This is a genomic window from Seohaeicola sp. 4SK31 (genome assembly GCF_028802875.1).
Lineage (GTDB): Bacteria > Pseudomonadota > Alphaproteobacteria > Rhodobacterales > Rhodobacteraceae > Seohaeicola.
Map to the genome: position 1 here is coordinate 71,467 of NZ_JARAMP010000010.1, position 16,613 is coordinate 88,079.

Below are 16,613 nucleotides of genomic sequence, written 5' to 3' on the forward strand. Positions count from 1 at the left end.
GGGACCCTTTCGGCGGGGAAATTCAGCGGGCAGGCGCGGTCAGGATCGACCGGCCACACAAGGAGCGACCCGGCGCGCAGGCTGCGCGCCGGGAAGGTTCAGACCGTGACGGTCACTCTTTCTTGACGTTCCAGAACACCGGCACGGGCGCGGGGATCATGTCGGTGATGTTGGCGCGGCGCGCCTGCGGGCTGACATACTGACCCAGCGGAATATAGAGCACCTGCTCCATGTTATGGGCCTGAATGTCTTTCGCGACGGCCAGCTGCTCTTCCGGGGTGCCTGCGTCGATGAAGGCTTCTTTCAGCTCTTCGATGCGGGCATCTTCGGGCCAGCCGAACCATGCGCCATCGCCGCGACCGTTCAGCATCGGCGAGATCAGCGGGCTGGAGATTTCAGGCACCAGCCAGTTGGTGAAGAAGATGTTCCAGCCACCATCGGCAGGCGCGTTCTGGCTGGCGCGGCGGGTCACGAGGGTCTGCCAGTCCATCGGCTGCATGTCCACGTTGAAGCCAGCATTGCGCAGCGACTGTGCCGCCACGACCGGCTGAGCGGCCAGCGTGACCACATCGGTCGGGGCCATCAGCACGATGGGCGTGCCATCGTAACCGGCTTCTTCCAGCAGCGCCTTGGCCGCTTCGATATCGCCGCCCGAGGTCAGGCTGTCGGACCCGGTTGCATCCGCCAGCGGGGTGCCGCAGCCGAAGATCGCGCCGCAGGTCGAGTAATATTCGGGGTTGCCGATCAGCGCGGCCAGAACCGCCTCTTGATCCAGCGCCATCATTGCGGCCTGACGGATCTTGACGTTGTCGAAGGGCGGGTGCTTGAAGTTCATCCGGCCGATGGTCTGATAGCCCAGCGGTTCACGCTTTTCAAAGACCACATCGGGATCCCCTTCCAGCAGGGGCAGAAGGTCCACCTGCACGGATTCGATATAGTCGATCTCGTTGCCCAGAAGCGCGTTGATCGAGGTCGATGCGTCGGGCATCGTGGCCCAGACGACCTTGTCCACATGCACGACCTTGCCGCCGGCCATGTTGTCGGCGGGCTCGTCACGGGGGACGTAATCCTCGTTCTTGACATAAGTGACGCTGACACCGGGCTGGAACTCAGCCTCGACGAACTTGAAGGGGCCGGAACCGACATGCTCGGTGATCGCGGTATCGGCCGGGGTTGCGGCGACGCGGGCGGGCATGATGAAGGGCGGCAGGGCGGATTGCTTGGCAATCGTGTCCAGCAGCGGGGCGAAAGGCTCTGTCAGGGTCCAGACAAGGGTTTTGTCATCGGTGGCGGTCAGGCTTTCGGTGCGGTCCATGATGAGCTGGCCGCCGGAATCCTTCTGTGCCCAACGCTTGAGCGAGGCTTCGGCATCGGCTGCGGTGACCGCGGCGCCATCGTGGAACTTCAGGCCGTCGCGCAGGGTAAAGGTATAGACCTTGCCGTCGTCGGACACGGTCCAGTCGGCCATCTGCGGCTGCGGCTTGAACTCGCTGTCCAGGGCGACAAGCACGTCATAGATCATATAGGCGTGGTTGCGGGTGATATGGGCCGTGGTGATGACCGGGTCCAGCACGCGCAGGCCGGAATGCATCACGGCGGTGATCGTCGTCTCGGCCCAGGCGGCGGATGCTCCGACCAGCGCGGTCGAGGCCATCAGCGCCCCTGCCATCAGGCTGCGGACGCGGGAGGCGCCCTTTGAACGGAAACTGTGTAAGGTCATGATATTCTCTCTCTGTTGCACTTCGGGTGGTCGTGATGTGCCCCGGTTCTTTGACGGGTGCACGGGGGTGAAAACGTGACTCAGCTCTCCTCAAGACTGGGGGCGGGGGTTTGCGCCGGTTGCCAGCGCAGGCCCATCGGTTCCAGTTTCATGCCCGGTGCCAGCCGTGTCCATGGCAGGCTGGCCGGGCTGATCGGCATCGGTCCGGGCGCGGTGCAAACGAGGATTGTTTCAGCGATCGGCTGAAAATCCGCGCGAAAATGCACCGAACTTTTGTTGACGAGTATCGCCTGTTGCGTGGGTTCGATCCCCACGAAGCGATACATCTGCTGGTCGGCCATCTGCGCCTTGTGTGTTGATACCACAATCCGCACGTCTCCGATACGCAGACAGGCGGAGGGGCCAAGATCAAGAGGGGCGCTGCCGTAAAAGGGGCCCGAGGCGATGAACTTGCCGTCCGACAGGGTTTCGACGGTGAAGCGCGCCTGAAACGGGCTGTCGCCGGGGATGTTCGAGAAGCCGCCGAGGGCGATGTCGATCTCGGCCCCCTGCCCTGCGGCATGGGCGGCGGCGGCGGCGGCGGGGTCGACGATGATGCCGGTGGCCGCGCGCTTTGCCTCCGCCCGCACGAGGGCGCGCAACATGCCGGTGGTGTTGCTGTCGCCGCCTGCGCCCGGATTGTCCTGCGTGTCGGCGATGACGACGGGTTTGCTGGCGGTGGCGGCGATGCGAATGGCTTCGGCCACACCTTCGTCGGGGCCATATGCCTTGCCCGCAAAGGCGGGTTCAGCCGCGCGCACATCGGCTGCGACCGCATCGGCGGCAGCATCAGCGGCGGCCTGCGTGGCGGCATAGGCCACGACCGTAGGACCACATTCGGGGAAATCGGCGGCGGGAAAGCCGGGGAAGAAGGACACCGTGGCGACCTCGCCGCCCTCAAGCGCCGCCATGCGGGCATAGATGCCTGCGGCGGGTTCCATCACGGTGCTTTGCCATGCGATGGGGATCAGGAAATCCAGCCTGCGGAAGGCTTTGGCGAAGGGCGCGCCGCGCGCCATCAGCGCGTCCAGCTGCACGGCGGCGCGGCGGCCTGTTTCGGCCATGTCCACATGCGGATAGGTGCGGAAGCCCACCAGCGCATCGGCGGCCTGCACCATTTTCGCGGTGATGTTGCCATGCAGGTCAAGTGCGGCGACGATGGGCACGTCGGGGCCGACGACCGCGCGGACGCGGGCCAGAAGCGCGCCTTCGCCGTCATCCTCGTGTTCCGCGACCATCGCGCCGTGCAGGTCAAGGAACACACCGTCCAGCGCGCCTGCGGCCTTGATTCCATCCACGATTTCGGTGGTGATCGCCTCATAGGCGTCGCGTGTCACATGGGCCGAGGGGATCGCCCCGCACCACAGGATCGGAACCATGTCCCAGCCCGCGCCTTCGCCATGTTCGACGGCACCGCCGATGCCGAGGTTGATGCCCCGGCCCGCTGCCATCAGCGCGGCGCCGCGCGCCATCGGCATATAGCCACCGCCCTGCACGAAGCTGGCCATGTCAGCAGGGCTTGGCGCAAATGTATTGGTTTCGTGCAGAAAGCCTGCAAGCGCCACGCGTTTGGTCATCTGTTCGGTTCAGCCCCCGTCATCCCGTCACGATCCGCCACAATCTGCCCTGTCCGGTGCCTTGTCGGCGGGATCAGATCGGAGATTTAGTGTATTGTCAGGCGATACGCTTGCATCGTATTCTCAGCCTAGGGGCTAACTTGCCGCCAAGTCAACTGGCACTGCGAGAGATCAGATGAGAAATACGCTGCGTGCCGAATCCGGTGTCCGTTATTTGAGCGAAGAACAGCGTGCGGACCCGCTTTTCACCAATTCCATTGCCCGCGCGATGCAGGTTCTGGCGGCGTTCCATCATGCGGATCACCCCTTGTCCCTTGCCGAGATCGCAACCCGTGCCGGAGTGGACCGCAGCGCGGCGCAGCGAATCGTCCACACCCTTCGGACGATGGGCTATATCACCCGCGATGCCGAGGATCGGGGCTTTCTTCCCGGTATCCGCATTCTGGATCACACACTGGATTACCTGCGGCTGAACCCGCTGATCCAGCGGGCGACGCCGGTGATTCTGGAGTTGCGCCGCAATGTGCGCGAGCGGGTCGACCTGTCGCTGTTCGACGGGCAGCGGGTGGTCTATGCCGCGCGGATGCAGAGCAAGCGCGAGACGTTTTACGCCACGCTGGTGGGGCATAGCGTGCCCACGTTCTGTTCCTCGGGCGGCTGGGCGATTCTGGCGCGGCTTGAGGACGAGGCGGTGCGGGCGATCGTCGATGCCTCGAACCGGCAACCCTTCACCCCGCGCACCCTGACCGATCCCGAAGAGATCATGGCCGAGGTCGAAGCGACCCGTGCGCGGGGCTATTCCATTGCGGTCGAGCAGATCCTGCTGGGCGAGGTGGCCATCGGCGTGGCCGTGACCGGGCCGCAGGGTCGCCCGGTGGCGGCGATCCATGTGGCCGGGTCGCTGGCCGAATGGACGGCCGAGGATTTCAGCACCCGCGTCGCCCCTCTTGCGCTGGAAGCGGCGCGCGCCATCAGCCAGATCTGACCTGAACACCGGAGCAAACGCCATGACCACCCATCACCTGCCCGGCCTTGCCGCCCCCGTCACCCTGCGGATCGACCGCTGGGGCCTGACCCATATCAAGGCCGGGGGTCTGGCGGATCTGTTCTTTGCCCAGGGCTTCAATGCGGCGCGGGACCGGCTGTGGCAGATCGACCTGTGGCGCAAGCGGGGACTGGGGCTGTTGGCGGCGGATTTCGGCCCCGGCTATCTGATGCAGGACCGTGCGGCGCGACTGTTCCTGTATCGCGGGGATATGGCGGCGGAATGGGCGGCCTATGGCGATGATGCCGAGACGATCTGCACGGCCTTTGCCGCCGGGATCAATGCCTATGTCGATCTGGTGCTGGCGGGAGAGATGCCCCTGCCCGCCGAATTCGCCGCGCTTGGCAGCAAGCCCGCGCATTGGGCCGCGGAGGATGTGGTGCGTATCCGCACCCATTGCCTGACGCGCAACGCGGCGTCTGAACTGGCGCGGGCGCAGGTTCTGGCGCTGGCCGATCCTGAGGTGGACTTGCTGCGCGCGCCGCTCAATCCGCCGGTGGAGGCGGCGGAATGGGCGGTGAATGCGGGCGAGGATCTGCCGCCGGAGGCGCTGGCGGTGTTCGAACTGGCGACAGCGCCGGTGACGTTCGCGACCGAGAGACTGGCCGCTGGATTGGAGGAGGCCGGGCGCTGGAGCCGTGTCGATCCGCGCAAGACGGTGGTGCAGGCCCCCAGCGTGGAAGGATCGAACAACTGGGTGGTGGCGGGGTCGCGCACCGCTTCGGGGCGGGCGATCATGGCAAGTGATCCCCACCGGCAGCATGCGGCCCCGTCCTTGCGCTATATGGTGCATCTGACGGCGCCGGGGATTGATGTGATCGGTGCGGGCGAGCCGTCCTCGCCGGGGATCATGGCGGGGCACAATGGGCATGCGGCCTTCAGCCTGACGATCTTCTGCGCGGATCAGGAGGATGTGATGGTCTATGACACGGACCCCGCCGCCCCTGTCCGCTATCGCTATGGCGACGGCTGGGAGGAGATGGAGGTCGTGACCGAGGTCTTTGCGGTCAAGGGCCATCCCGATCAGACGCTGGAGTTGCGTTTCACCCGGCACGGTCCGGTCGTCTGGGAGCAGGCGGGATTCGGGGCCGAGCCGGGGCGGGCGCTGGGCTTGCGGACGGTCTTCACCGAACCGGGCACCGCGCCTTACATGGCAAGCCTCAAGTCGATGCGGGCGAACTCGTGGGAGGGGTTCAAGGCGGCGGTGGACACATGGGGCGCGCCGTCGGTCAATCTGGTTTATGCGGATGTGGCGGGAGATTACGGCTGGCAGGCGGCGGGTTACGTGCCCAAGCGGAGCGGCTGGCGCGGGTTGGTGCCCGTGGCGGGGGACGGGCGGTTCGAATGGGAGGGGTTCATGACGGCGAGCACCCTGCCCCGGCTTGATCATCCTGCGGCCGGGTTTGCCCATTCGGCGAACGAGATGAACCTGCCAGTGGCGGCGCAGAACGGCCCCGCCATCGGGCATGAATGGTTCGAGGATCAGCGCGCGGCGCGGATTGCTGCGGCGCTGGGGGCGCGGGACGATCATGATCTGGGCGCCAGCACCGCGTTGCAGACCGATACCGGATCGCCCTTTGCGGCGCGGTTGATCGCGTTGCTGCCGCAGGATGCGCCGGGGCGGGATCTGCTGGCGGTCTGGGACGGGCGGTCCGATGCGGGATCGGCCCCGGCGCTGCTGTATGAGCTGTGGCTGTCCTCGCATCTGCGCCCGGCCCTGCTGGCGCGGGTGGCACCGGACCCGGATCTGCGGCGGTTTCTGGTGCCGGGGAACGTGCCGGTTGTGACGGAATTGCTGGAGGGCAAGCATCCGACCCTGACGGCACGAGCCGGGCTGGATGCGCCCGGTGCGCGGGATGCGCTGCTGCGCGAGACGCTGGCGGCGGCGCTGGCCGATGTGACGGAGCGGTTCGGCGCTGACCCGACGACATGGCGCTGGGGGGATCTGCATGTGGGCTGGTTCGAACATGCGCTGACGCCCTTGGGGGCCAGTTTCGATCTGGGGCCATGGCCCAAGGGGGGCGGGAACACCTCGATCATGCTGGCGCATCACGAGGCGTCGGATTACCGGGTGCGGATCGGGGCCAGTGTGCGCATGGTCGTGGATGTGGGCGCGTGGGACAACAGCCTGTGGATCAACGCGCCGGGCCAGTCGGGGATGCAGGACAGCCCGCATCTGGCCGATCTGGCACCGCTCTGGGCGGCGGGGGACTATGTGCCGATGGCCTATACGGATGCGGCGGTGGAGCAGGTGACCGTGGAGACGATCACCCTTTTGCCCGCCTGAAGCGCTTAGCGGCGCAGGCGCGTGACGATCTGCGCGGCCAGACGGTCGATCGCCTGCCCCTGCGCGGCGGCAATGGCACCGGGCCCTTCGCCGGCCAAGGGCACGCGGATGTCGAAACGGTCCAGCACCTCGCGGCCGGGCGCGTCGAAGCTGGACACGGCATATTGCCCGGCCATCTGATAGGTGCCATCGGCGCGGGCGACCAGCGCATCCACCCGCACATCAAGGCGTCCGGCGGGGGACTCCGAGAGGGGCCAGGGTTCGGCCGCGACGGCGGCAGTGGTTTGCAGATCAAGGCTGCGGGCCAGCGCGGCTGTCACGGCGCGGGCGGAGCTGTCGGCCCATTCGGCCCCCTTGATGGGGCGCAGCGCGCCGGTGGCGTCTTGCGCGAGGATCTGCACATCTTCGGCATAGGCGGGCAGGACCGTGTCGCGCACTTCGATACTGGACAGGCGCAGAGCCACGGGGGCGGCGGTGGGCGCGGGTTCGACCAGATAGCGCGCGGCGGTGTCGCCGCAGGCGGCCAAGCCAAGGCTGAGGGCAAGGGTCAGCGGGGCAAATATCTTCATGATCAACGTCCAATCAGCAGGGAATTCGGATTGCGTTCGATGGTGCGGGCCAGCTGCGTGACCGCGCGGGCGGTGGCGCGGAATTCGCGCATCACGTCCAGCGCTTCGGCGTTGAAGTCTGACCGCGCGCCATAAGAGGCGATCAGGCTGTCGGCCTGTGTCACCAGCCGGTCCAGCCGGGCGGATAGCGCGGGCAGGCTTTCCATCGCCTGCGCCACGGAGTCGGCGGCAGAGCGGGTGGAGGCGAGCGTGCGGTTCACGTTCTCGACCGCCTCGCCTTCGCGCAGGGCGGCGAGGACCTGTTGCACCTCGGCCAGCGCGCCCGCCAGTGCGGGGGGCAGTTCGCGCATCTGGTCCGAGCCGACCAGTTCTTCGGTGCTATCCAGAAGGCGGGTGGCGGCGGCGGCCAGTTCCTCGATCTCGACGCCCTGCGCGCGGTCCACCAACGTCTGCATGTCCTGCACCAGTGCCGGGAAATCGGCAGAGGCGGTGGCGGTGTTGGCGGCGATGGTATCGGCGCTGTCCAGCACGCTGGCCAGCCGGTCGATGGCACCACGCAGGCGCAGCTCCTCGACCACGGCGCGGAGTTCGGCCAGACCTTCGCGCAGCTCGCCCGGCAGGGCCTGGGTATCCTCGCCGCCGACCAGACCGCGAATATCCTCGATCAGCGCCAGTGCGGCGTCGGGGGCCTGCCGCGTGCCCTCGGAGGAGACGACCGCTTCGACCGAGGCCATGAGGGTGATGGCCTGATTGAGCAGATCCTCGACCGGGAGGGCGTTGATGCGTTCCAGCACGCCTTCGGCGGTGGCGGTGAAATCGGGCAGTTCGGAATAGACGGACGGCATGATGGCCAGACTGTCCTCGGGTCGTTCCAGCGTGGCGGGGGCGGCGTCGGGAAGTTCGGCCAGTTCCACGATCAGCGCGGCCGTGAAGAGGCTGGAAGTGGCCAGACGCGCGCGCATGCCATCAGCGACCGCCTCTTCGAGGAAGGCCAGCGTTTCCTCGGCCCCGGCCCCGTCGGGCAGGCCCAGCGCCTGCGGGTCGATGGCCAATGTGGTGCGCAGGCGGACGTCTCTTGCGCCGCTGTCATCGGACAGCACCGCGCCGATGGCGCGCACTTCGCCGACACGCAGGCCGCGGAAGCGCACGGCGGCGCCGGTGGTCAACCCGTTGACCGAGCCATCGAATTCCACCGCGATTTCGACGGCATTGGCGGCCACGCCCCGGAACAGGCTTTGCCGCGCGGTCTGCTCGTCCGGGAAGAGGTCGAAGACATAGCCGGGGTTGAGCGGTTCGCCGTTCGAGAAAACGGTATCGAAGGCGATGCCGCCGGTGACAAGGGCGGCGAGGTTGCCCACGTTCAGCGACAGGCCCGTGGCCCCCAGCGAGACGTTGAATCCCGATGTGTCCCAAAAGCGCGTCGCCGTGGTCAGGCGGCGGTCATGCGGCGCTTCGATGAAGGCGTCAAAGACCACGCTGTCGCCGGACAGGATCAGGCGCGGGGCCTCGATCTGGCCTACCTCGATTCCCCGGAACAGGATCGGCGCGCCTTCGGAAATGCGGTTGGCATCGCGGGTACGCAGGGTGATGCGCGTCCCCTCTTGTCCGGCGCGCATCAAGGGCGGCGCATCGGCCCCGGTGAAACGGCGCACTTCGGACGCTTCACCCGGCGGGAAGGACGCCTCGATATAGACGCCCGACAACACGGTGGAGAGGCCCGTGATGCCACGGGCGCTGACCTCGGGCTGGACGACCCAGAACTGGGCGTCTTCGGGCAGCGTCTCGGCCACGGCGCGGTCGATGGAGGCCTTGACCACGACCTGCGCCAGATCAGGGGTGAAATGGACATCCTCGACCGTGCCGATGACCACATCGCGGTAGCGGATCGTGGTTTCGCCCGGTGTCACGCCCGAGGCATTCTGGAAGGTGATCTCGATCTGCACGCCGCGCGCGGCATAGGTCTGCCAGGCGATGCCCAGCGACACGGCAAGGGCCACGATGGGCACCAGCCAGACCATGGACAGGTTGCGCCAGAAGGCGCGTTTGGGCGGGTCGATCCGCATGGCGGCGGGCTCTTGTTGGCTCATGGGGCGGTGCCCTCCTCTGCGTCCCAGATCAGGCGGGGATCGAAACTTTGCGCGGCCAGCATGGTGAATGCAACCGATAGCGAGAAACTGACAGCCGCGATGCCGGGGCTGATGGTGGCGGCGAAATCCAGTTGCACCAGCGCGGCAAGGATCGCGACGACGAAGACGTCGATCATCGACCAACGCCCGATGAATTCCACCACCTCATAGAGGTGCTGGCGACCGCGCAACCCGCTGCCCCGCCCGATCCGGGCACCGGGGCGCACCACGAGGGCAAGGTAGCCGATGGCGATGAATTTGCCCACAGGGATCAGGACGCTGGCGACGAAGACGATCAGCGCCACGCCGAACGAGCCATAGTCGATCAGTTCGATCACGCCGCCGATGATCGTGTTTTCGGTGGTGCGGCCGAAGCTGGTGGTCAGCAGCATCGGATAGATGTTTGCCGGGATATAGACCACGATTCCGGCGAAAAGCCAGGCCCAGACCTTTTGCAGGCTGCCGGGCCTGCGGCTGTGCAGGGTCGCGCCGCAGCGTTGGCACTGTGCGATGCCGTCCCGGTGGACGCGCCCGCAGCTTTCGCAGGCGACCAACCCGGCCGCCCGCGCGGTCAGCGCCGGGGGGATCTGCTGGGGCACGGGTCCGCTCATGGCCGTCTGCGCTCTTCCAGGGTTTTCCAGACGGTCAGGCGGCACATGTAATTGTCGCTGAGCACGGTCACGAGAACCAGTGCCGCGAAGGTCCAGAAGGCCGGACCGAAAGAGAGTTTCGCAAGGCCCGCCACCTTGACCAGGGCGACCGAGACGCCGACGATGAAGATCTCGGCCATGGCCCAAGGCCTGAGCGCCTGCGTCAGGCGGAAGATCGGCACCGCATGGCGCGCCGGATGCCAGCCCAGCGCCATCGGGGCCAGCGCATAGACGATGCCCGCCAGACGCAGGGTCGGCAGCACGATGATCAGCGCGGCCGTGGCGAAGGTCAGCGGCAGCATCATGCCCGAGGAGAAGGCCAGCACCGCATCCAGCAGCGAGGAGCGGCGCACCATGCCCCCGGCGCTGAGTTCCAGAAAGGGAAAGAACACCGCCGCGACCATCAGCACCAGTGCGGTGGCCGCCAGCATGACGATCCGCGTCATCGCCCGCTCGCGCGGGGCCATGAGGACCGTGCCGCAGCGATGGCACCGCGCCTGCGCCCCGACCGGCACAGCGGCGTCATGCTGCAAGGCATCGCAGTTGGGACAGGCGATCAGCCGATCAGGATCAAGGGTCGGCGGGGACCCTGACCCTGCCCGCGCGCGTGTGGGGTCGGAGGCGTCAAACATGGGTGCAGTTTCTAGGTCGCGCGCGACAGATGCAAGGCAGGGTTGACGGGAACGTGATCACGGGGATTCACTCGGCGGTGAATTGCCGCTGAAACGGTGTCCAGAGCGGGCGATGGCGCGACGGCGGTGGCCCTGCTGCGGAGCGCGCCGTGTCCGACTGTTGCGAAAGGCAGAGCGATGCGCAAACCCCAAAGCGTCAAGGCGCTGGACGATCTGGGCCGGGTGCGGCTGTCCGAGAGTTTCTATCTGCGTGACTTCCTGCATAGCGAGGTGGCCGCGTTTCACGGGATGCCCAATATCCCCGATGATCCCGATCTGGCCATCGCGGCGGGGCGGCGTCTGTGCGAGGTCTTGCTGGAGCCGTTGCAGGCAGCCTTCGGGCGGATCGCGATCCGGTCGGCCTATCGCTGCGCGGCGGTCAACGCCTTTTGCAACGCGCAGCAAAGGGCGGGCAAGGCGGGCTATCCCTGCGCCTCCAACGCCACGACAGCGGCCAATCACATCTGGGACCTGCGCGATGCGCAGGGCCGGATGGGGGCCACGGCCTGCATCGTGATCCCGTGGTTCGCCGATCGCTATGCGGCGGGGGCGGATTGGCGCGGTTTGGCGTGGTGGGTGCATGACCACCTGCCCCATCACAGCCAGTTCTTTTTCCCGCGCAACGCGGCCTTCAACCTGACATGGCGCGAAGACCCCGAGGGGCGGATCGACAGCTATGTCGCGCCGCGCGGCTGTCTGACCAAGCCGGGCATGGCGAACCATGCCGGATCGCATGCCGCGTGGTATGAGGGCTTTCCCCCGGGGCCGGAACGCGGCACTCTGGGCCATCCCTGATCCGAGGACTAGTCATGCTGACCATCGACCCTGCCCGCTCTGCCCTGCTGGTGATCGACTTTCAGGAGCGGCTGATGCCCGCGATTGATCAGGCCGGTCAGCGGCTGGATCAGGCCGCGCGCCTGATCCGGGCGGCGGAGGTGCTGGGCCTGCCGCGCCACGTGACCGAGCAGAACCCCGCACAGCTGGGCGGCACCGTGCCCATGCTTGAGATCCCGGCGGGTGAGGCCATGGCGAAAATGGATTTCGACGCGGCGCGCGATCCGGTCATCGCGGCGGCGCTGGCGGGGGATCGGGCGCTGGTCGTCTGTGGCTGCGAGGCGCATGTCTGCGTCCTGCAAACCGTGCTGGGGCTGCTTGCCGAGGGGCGGCAGGTCTATGTGGTGGCCGATGCCGTGGGCTCGCGCACCGAGGCGAACCGGCAGGCGGGACTGGCGCGGATGGCGCGGCACGGGGCCGAGATCGTCACGACCGAGATGGTCCTGTTCGAATGGCTGGGCAGCGCGGCGCATCCGGCCTTCAAGGCGCTGATGCCGCTGATCAAATAGGGGCAACGACTCGGTTGACAGATGCGGGCGCGCGGCGCGACGCTGCGGGCAAGGCGGGATGGACCCGCCGTGACCAACAGGGAGTGTGAAGCGATGTGCCATGCCTGTGTGATGGAGTCAGTGAAGAACCGGATGTTGAGCCGCCGCGATCTGTTTCGCGGCACGGCGGCCAGTGCGGCGGCGGTGGCCCTTGGCGGGGTTGCGGGCGGTGGCTTGCTGGGCGCGCGGCCTGTGGCGGCCTCGACCCATTCCAGCGTGGCGGACATGACGCACACGCTGCATCCCGATTTCCCGACCTTTTTCGGGGATCAGCAGTTCTTCGAGGAGCAGAAGTTCAATTTCGCGGAACATAGTTTCAACCTCAAGGAATTGCGGGTGAACGAGCATACGGGCACGCATGTGGACGCGCCGCTGCATTTCTCGGCCGATGGAAACGCGGTGGACGAGATCGCGGTCGAAAACCTGATCGTGCCGCTTTGCGTGGTGGACATCCGCGAGCGCGCGGCGGCGGATGCGGATGCACAGGTGACGCCGGATGATCTGAAGGCGTGGATCGACGCGAATGGCCCGATCCCCGAACGCGCCTGTGTGGCGATGAATTCGGGCTGGGGGGCGTTTGTGAATGACCCCAAGTTCCGCAATGCCGATGGCGAGGGCAAGATGCATTTCCCCGGTTTTCACGTCGAGGCGGCGCAGATGCTGCTGGAGACGGGGGCTGTGGGGATTGCCAGCGATACGCTGTCGCTGGATCACGGCATCTCGCCGGATTTCGCGGCGCATTACGCGTGGTTGCCGCAGAACCGTTGGGGGATCGAGTGTCTGGCCAATCTGGACGCGGTCCCCACCACGGGGGCCACGCTGGTGGTGGGCGCGCCCAAGCATCGCGGCGGCACGGGCGGGCCTGCGCGCGTCTTTACCCTGATCTGATCCATGCCGGGGCGGGCCGCGTGTCCGCCCCCCCTTAGGAGCGTTCGATGGCCACTGTCACTCCCCCCGCCGATCCCGAAGCCGATCCCCGCGTCAAGGCGGTGTTCGACGATATCCGCGCCACGCGGAAGTCGGATTTCATCAATAATGTCTGGCGGTATCTGGCCTTTGATCCCGGCTTGCTGGAGGAGGTCTGGCGCGATGTGAAGGCGGTGCTGGCGACGCCCTCTGCCCTTGATCCCAAGGTCAAGGAAATGATCTATGCTGCCGTGTCCATCGCCAATGCCTGCGACTACTGCACCCATTCGCATCTGGCCTCTGCCCGCGCGAAGGGGATGACGGCGGCGGAACAGGCAGATCTTCTGCGCGTTGTTGCCACGGCGGGCAAGACGAACCATATCCTGAACGCGATCCGGCCACCGATCGACGATGCCTTTCTGATGGACAAGGGCTGACGCGATCCGCGCCTCCACCTCGTGGTGATCAGCGGTCATCCGCCCGGCGACCGGTGCAGGACCGCACTACACGCCATTGTGACGGAACGGATGTTCCGGGTCGTGCGTTTAGTCTCCAGATGAGCCAAGTCATCCGCGATATGGCCTGCCCCGCAGGTCCAGCACAAAGGCACAGGTGAGACATGACACGCAGAACACTGAAAACCACGACCGCCAGCATCCTGGCGCTGTCGTTGATCCAGCCCTATCCGGCGATGGCGCAGCTTCGTGCGCTGAATCCGCAAGCGGCGCAACATTCCAGCGCGAACACAGGGTCAGAGCGGATTTTCCTTGCGCAAGCCGAGGATGCAACATGCTTCACCGATGGTGAAGTCGATACCGCCCGCTGCGATATCGACATGATGCGTGCCGAGCTTGAGGCGCTGCTGGAAAACGGTCTGCCCGATGCGGCGGACCGGCCCGCCGAGGATGAGTTGACCGCCGCCTTGACCGCTGAAGAGCGGATCGGGTTGCTGAGCGCGGCCATCGAGGATGCGGAACGCGAAGCGTCGCTGGAGGCGGAAACTGTGGCCAATGCCGAAGCCGAGGCCACCGTTGCCGCAGAGGCCGAGGCGGCCGCACGGGCCGAAGCCGAGCAAGCGGCGGCTGCCCAGGCCGCGGCCGAGGAAACCGCGCTGAAAGAGGCTGAAGCTGCGGCAGCGGCGGAAGCCGAAGCGGCGATGGCGGCGGAAGCGGAAGCCGAAGCGGCCGCCCGTGCCGATGCCGAGGAGGCTGCGGCCGCCGGTGCCGCTGCGGAAGAGGCGGCGGCCGCCGAAGCCGCGCGTCTGGCGCAGGCAGAAGCCGAGGCTGACGCCGCTGTCGAAGCCGAAGCGGCAGCCACCGCAGAGGCCGAAGCCGCAACGGAGGCAGAGACCACAGCCGAGGGCGAGGTCAGCGCCGACGCCGAGGCCGAAGCGCTGCGCGAGGCCCTGACGGCTGCGGAGGCTGCGGATGCGGTTGCGGCGGATACCGCCGAAACCGACAGCGGTGAGGCAGAGCCTGCACCGGAAGCTACCGCCGAGGCAGAGATGGAAACTCCTGTCGAGGCCGAAGCGCCGGCCGAGGACGCAACCACCGACACGGCCGCCGAAGAGGTGCCCGCTGATACGGGCCCCGTCGCAGAGGCCCCCGCCGAGGAAGCCCCTGTCGAGGCGACCTCGACCCCGCAAGCGGAGACGCTGGTGACGAGCGAGGAAGAGACGGAAGCCTCGGCGTTGAAGGATGCCGAGATTCTGGCCGAGCAGGAGGCTGCGCAGACTCTGGGCGCGGTGGCCAGTGCTCTGGCCGGGGAAGAGGCGGGCGAACCCGCAGGGACCACGGACGGCACCGCGTCGGACGCTGATCCTGCCGCAGAGGCCGAAGCCGAGTCCGAGGTCACGACCGAGGTTGTGACCGAGCAGGATGTCCGCAGCAGCGACGAGGAATTCGCCGCTCCCGCCATCAGCAGCGCCGCCGCCCCGCAGGCGGTGGAAGCGGACCGCGACAGCGGCCTGTCCAATCTGGAAAAGGCCGGTCTTCTGGCGCTGGGAGCGCTGGCCGTGGGCGCGATCATGTCGAACGGGCAGCGGGTTGCCGCCACTTCGGGCGACCGGGTGATCGTCGAGGACAATTCGGGCCGGTTCCAGGTTCTCAAGGATGACGACGCGCTGCTGCGCCGTCCCGGATCGACTGTCGAAACCCGCCGTTTCAACGATGGGTCCACCACCACGACCACGACCCGCGAGGATGGGTCGCGCGTGGTGACGATCCGCGATGCCTCGGGGCGGGTGCTGCGCCGGTCGGTCTTTGACACCAGCGGGCGCGAGACGCTGCTGATCGACGACATCACCACGGTGGAGCCGGTCAATGTGGCCACCCTGCCCCCGGCCCCGCGGATGAACTTTGCCGCGACCGATCGTGACGCGCTGGAAGCCGCGCTGCGCGAGGCCGAGCGGCGTGATCTGGGCCGGACCTTCAGTCTGCGTCAGGTGCGCGAGATCGTGGAAGTGCGCGATCTGGCCCCGCAGATCAGCCTTGAGGATGTGACCTTCCGCAGCGGGTCGGCGGCGATCGAACCGTCGCAGGCCGAACAACTGCGCGAGATCGGCAATCTGATGCGTCAGATGATCCGCGAGAACCCGCGCGAGGTGTTTCTGATCGAAGGCTATACCGATGCCGTGGGCGGGGCTGCGTCCAACCTGCTGCTGTCGGACCGTCGCGCCGAAAGCGTGGCGCTGGCGCTGACCGAGTATTTCGACGTGCCGCCCGAGAACATGGTCGTGCAGGGTTTCGGTGAGCGGTTCCTGAAGATCCCGACGCTGGAGGCCGAGCGCCAGAACCGCCGCGTCGCCGTGCGCTGGATCACCGATCTGATTGCCGCGCGCTAAGGCTTGAGAATGTGAGAATGACGAACGGCCCGCTGTCACAGGCGGGCCGTTTGCCTGTGGCGGATCAGGTTACGCCATAGCCGTGCAGGAAACGGTCCACGGCGCGGGCAATCGCCTGCGCCGGATCGTCAGGGGTAGGCACCTGATAGATATGGCGGCGGATGCCGATATAGACGATGCCGCCATGCAGGTTCCAGATATCCTCCATCTGCGGATCGACGGGTGCAGGAGCGGCGGCGCGGATCTCGTCCAGCAACGGATGCAGAATCACCGTGCCCATATGGTGCAGATAGCGGCGATTGAGTTCCGCCCCGGCCAGCCCCGAGAACATGAAGATCCGCATCCATTCATATTCGAAGATCAGTTCGCTGTATTCGGTGTAGAAGGTCAGAAGCCGGGTGCGCAGCGGCAAACTGCGATCCGTCAGGCGGCTGGGCCAGTCGGGCGAGAGCCGGTCGATATAGACATGCTCATAGACGGCCTCGATGATTTCCGCCTTGTTGGCGAAATAGTTGAAGAGCAGCGATTGGGTGATCCCCAGTCGCTTGGCCAGATCGCGGGTTTTCCCGTCCAGCCCCACATCGGCGAAGAAGGTGACGGCCCCCTCGACGATCTGGCGGCGGCGTTCTTCGGGCGGCAGGCGACGCCGCTCGGCCGGTTCGGCGGCGACACTGTCAGGCGAGATCTGGTCCATGAACGTCCCCCAAGGCCAACGCATCCAGAGGTAGCGTAAAAAATTTCCACTTGCAAAACTATGCGATTTATAGATCATTCGATCAATAGGGTTGATCAGATGATC

At 66.7% G+C, this 16,613-nt stretch carries 14 protein-coding genes; 7 read left to right on the forward strand and 7 right to left on the reverse strand.

What is annotated here, in order from left to right; translation table 11 throughout:
- Positions 1-112: 112 nt before the first annotated feature.
- A complete protein-coding gene (locus PVW27_RS10155) occupies positions 113-1,720 on the reverse strand; it encodes an ABC transporter substrate-binding protein (protein WP_274557392.1) in 1,608 nt (535 codons plus the stop codon).
- A gap of 80 nt (positions 1,721-1,800) precedes the next feature.
- The gene (locus PVW27_RS10160) at positions 1,801-3,336 is read right to left on the reverse strand and encodes a M81 family metallopeptidase (RefSeq protein WP_274557393.1); all 1,536 of its coding nucleotides are present in this window, start codon (positions 3,334-3,336) and stop codon (positions 1,801-1,803) included.
- Positions 3,337-3,511: 175 nt separating this feature from the next.
- Between PVW27_RS10160 and PVW27_RS10165 the strand changes: the two genes are divergently transcribed.
- Together PVW27_RS10165 and PVW27_RS10170 are read left to right on the forward strand one after the other, a co-directional pair.
- Complete coding sequence (locus tag PVW27_RS10165) at positions 3,512-4,321, forward strand: IclR family transcriptional regulator (protein WP_274557395.1); 810 nt, start codon at positions 3,512-3,514, stop codon at positions 4,319-4,321.
- 22 nt (positions 4,322-4,343) lie between these two features.
- On the forward strand, positions 4,344-6,668 hold the full coding sequence (locus PVW27_RS10170) for a penicillin acylase family protein (RefSeq protein WP_274557396.1): 2,325 nt from the start codon (positions 4,344-4,346) through the stop codon (positions 6,666-6,668).
- Between the two features lie 5 nt (positions 6,669-6,673).
- Here PVW27_RS10170 and PVW27_RS10175 read toward each other — a convergent pair whose 3' ends face one another.
- The 4 genes from PVW27_RS10175 to PVW27_RS10190 are packed head-to-tail and all read right to left on the reverse strand — an operon-like array spanning position 6,674 to position 10,645.
- Positions 6,674-7,237, reverse strand: coding sequence for a PqiC family protein (locus PVW27_RS10175; protein ID WP_274557398.1), 564 nt, complete (start codon positions 7,235-7,237; stop codon positions 6,674-6,676).
- A gap of 2 nt (positions 7,238-7,239) precedes the next feature.
- The gene (locus tag PVW27_RS10180) at positions 7,240-9,324 is read right to left on the reverse strand and encodes a PqiB family protein (protein WP_274557400.1); all 2,085 of its coding nucleotides are present in this window, start codon (positions 9,322-9,324) and stop codon (positions 7,240-7,242) included.
- A complete protein-coding gene (locus PVW27_RS10185) occupies positions 9,321-9,974 on the reverse strand; it encodes a paraquat-inducible protein A (protein WP_274557402.1) in 654 nt (217 codons plus the stop codon). The genes PVW27_RS10180 and PVW27_RS10185 overlap by 4 nt, the downstream gene beginning before the upstream one ends.
- Positions 9,971-10,645 (reverse strand): paraquat-inducible protein A, encoded by a 675-nt coding sequence (locus tag PVW27_RS10190; protein ID WP_274557404.1) that lies wholly within the window; start codon positions 10,643-10,645, stop codon positions 9,971-9,973. Before PVW27_RS10190 ends, PVW27_RS10185 begins: the two co-directional genes overlap by 4 nt.
- A gap of 177 nt (positions 10,646-10,822) precedes the next feature.
- Here PVW27_RS10190 and PVW27_RS10195 point away from each other — a divergent pair, with 177 nt between their 5' ends.
- From PVW27_RS10195 to PVW27_RS10215, 5 genes are all read left to right on the forward strand, one after another.
- Complete coding sequence (locus PVW27_RS10195) at positions 10,823-11,479, forward strand: hypothetical protein (RefSeq protein WP_274557405.1); 657 nt, start codon at positions 10,823-10,825, stop codon at positions 11,477-11,479.
- Positions 11,480-11,493: 14 nt separating this feature from the next.
- Entirely contained in the window at positions 11,494-12,027 is a 534-nt protein-coding gene (locus PVW27_RS10200) for an isochorismatase family protein (RefSeq protein WP_274557406.1), read from the forward strand.
- A gap of 93 nt (positions 12,028-12,120) precedes the next feature.
- Positions 12,121-12,954, forward strand: a complete 834-nt coding sequence (locus tag PVW27_RS10205) for a cyclase family protein (RefSeq protein WP_274557518.1) — start codon at positions 12,121-12,123, stop codon at positions 12,952-12,954.
- Between the two features lie 47 nt (positions 12,955-13,001).
- Positions 13,002-13,409: a carboxymuconolactone decarboxylase family protein gene (locus PVW27_RS10210; RefSeq protein ID WP_274557407.1), complete on the forward strand. Its 408-nt coding sequence runs from the start codon at positions 13,002-13,004 to the stop codon at positions 13,407-13,409.
- A gap of 182 nt (positions 13,410-13,591) precedes the next feature.
- Positions 13,592-15,814 (forward strand): OmpA family protein, encoded by a 2,223-nt coding sequence (locus PVW27_RS10215; RefSeq protein ID WP_274557409.1) that lies wholly within the window; start codon positions 13,592-13,594, stop codon positions 15,812-15,814.
- Positions 15,815-15,878: 64 nt separating this feature from the next.
- On the opposite strand, the gene PVW27_RS10220 is transcribed toward PVW27_RS10215, so the two are convergent.
- The gene (locus PVW27_RS10220) at positions 15,879-16,508 is read right to left on the reverse strand and encodes a TetR/AcrR family transcriptional regulator (RefSeq protein ID WP_274557411.1); all 630 of its coding nucleotides are present in this window, start codon (positions 16,506-16,508) and stop codon (positions 15,879-15,881) included.
- Positions 16,509-16,613: the final 105 nt, after the last annotated feature.

Coding starts and splice junctions, on each gene's coding strand:
- PVW27_RS10155 (WP_274557392.1), bottom strand. CDS start 1,720: ATGACCTTACACAGTTTCCGTTCAAAGGGCGCCTCCCGCGTCCGCAGC.
- PVW27_RS10160 (WP_274557393.1), bottom strand. CDS start 3,336: ATGACCAAACGCGTGGCGCTTGCAGGCTTTCTGCACGAAACCAATACA.
- PVW27_RS10165 (WP_274557395.1), top strand. CDS start 3,512: ATGAGAAATACGCTGCGTGCCGAATCCGGTGTCCGTTATTTGAGCGAA.
- PVW27_RS10170 (WP_274557396.1), top strand. CDS start 4,344: ATGACCACCCATCACCTGCCCGGCCTTGCCGCCCCCGTCACCCTGCGG.
- PVW27_RS10175 (WP_274557398.1), bottom strand. CDS start 7,237: ATGAAGATATTTGCCCCGCTGACCCTTGCCCTCAGCCTTGGCTTGGCC.
- PVW27_RS10180 (WP_274557400.1), bottom strand. CDS start 9,324: ATGAGCCAACAAGAGCCCGCCGCCATGCGGATCGACCCGCCCAAACGC.
- PVW27_RS10185 (WP_274557402.1), bottom strand. CDS start 9,974: ATGAGCGGACCCGTGCCCCAGCAGATCCCCCCGGCGCTGACCGCGCGG.
- PVW27_RS10190 (WP_274557404.1), bottom strand. CDS start 10,645: ATGTTTGACGCCTCCGACCCCACACGCGCGCGGGCAGGGTCAGGGTCC.
- PVW27_RS10195 (WP_274557405.1), top strand. CDS start 10,823: ATGCGCAAACCCCAAAGCGTCAAGGCGCTGGACGATCTGGGCCGGGTG.
- PVW27_RS10200 (WP_274557406.1), top strand. CDS start 11,494: ATGCTGACCATCGACCCTGCCCGCTCTGCCCTGCTGGTGATCGACTTT.
- PVW27_RS10205 (WP_274557518.1), top strand. CDS start 12,121: ATGTGCCATGCCTGTGTGATGGAGTCAGTGAAGAACCGGATGTTGAGC.
- PVW27_RS10210 (WP_274557407.1), top strand. CDS start 13,002: ATGGCCACTGTCACTCCCCCCGCCGATCCCGAAGCCGATCCCCGCGTC.
- PVW27_RS10215 (WP_274557409.1), top strand. CDS start 13,592: ATGACACGCAGAACACTGAAAACCACGACCGCCAGCATCCTGGCGCTG.
- PVW27_RS10220 (WP_274557411.1), bottom strand. CDS start 16,508: ATGGACCAGATCTCGCCTGACAGTGTCGCCGCCGAACCGGCCGAGCGG.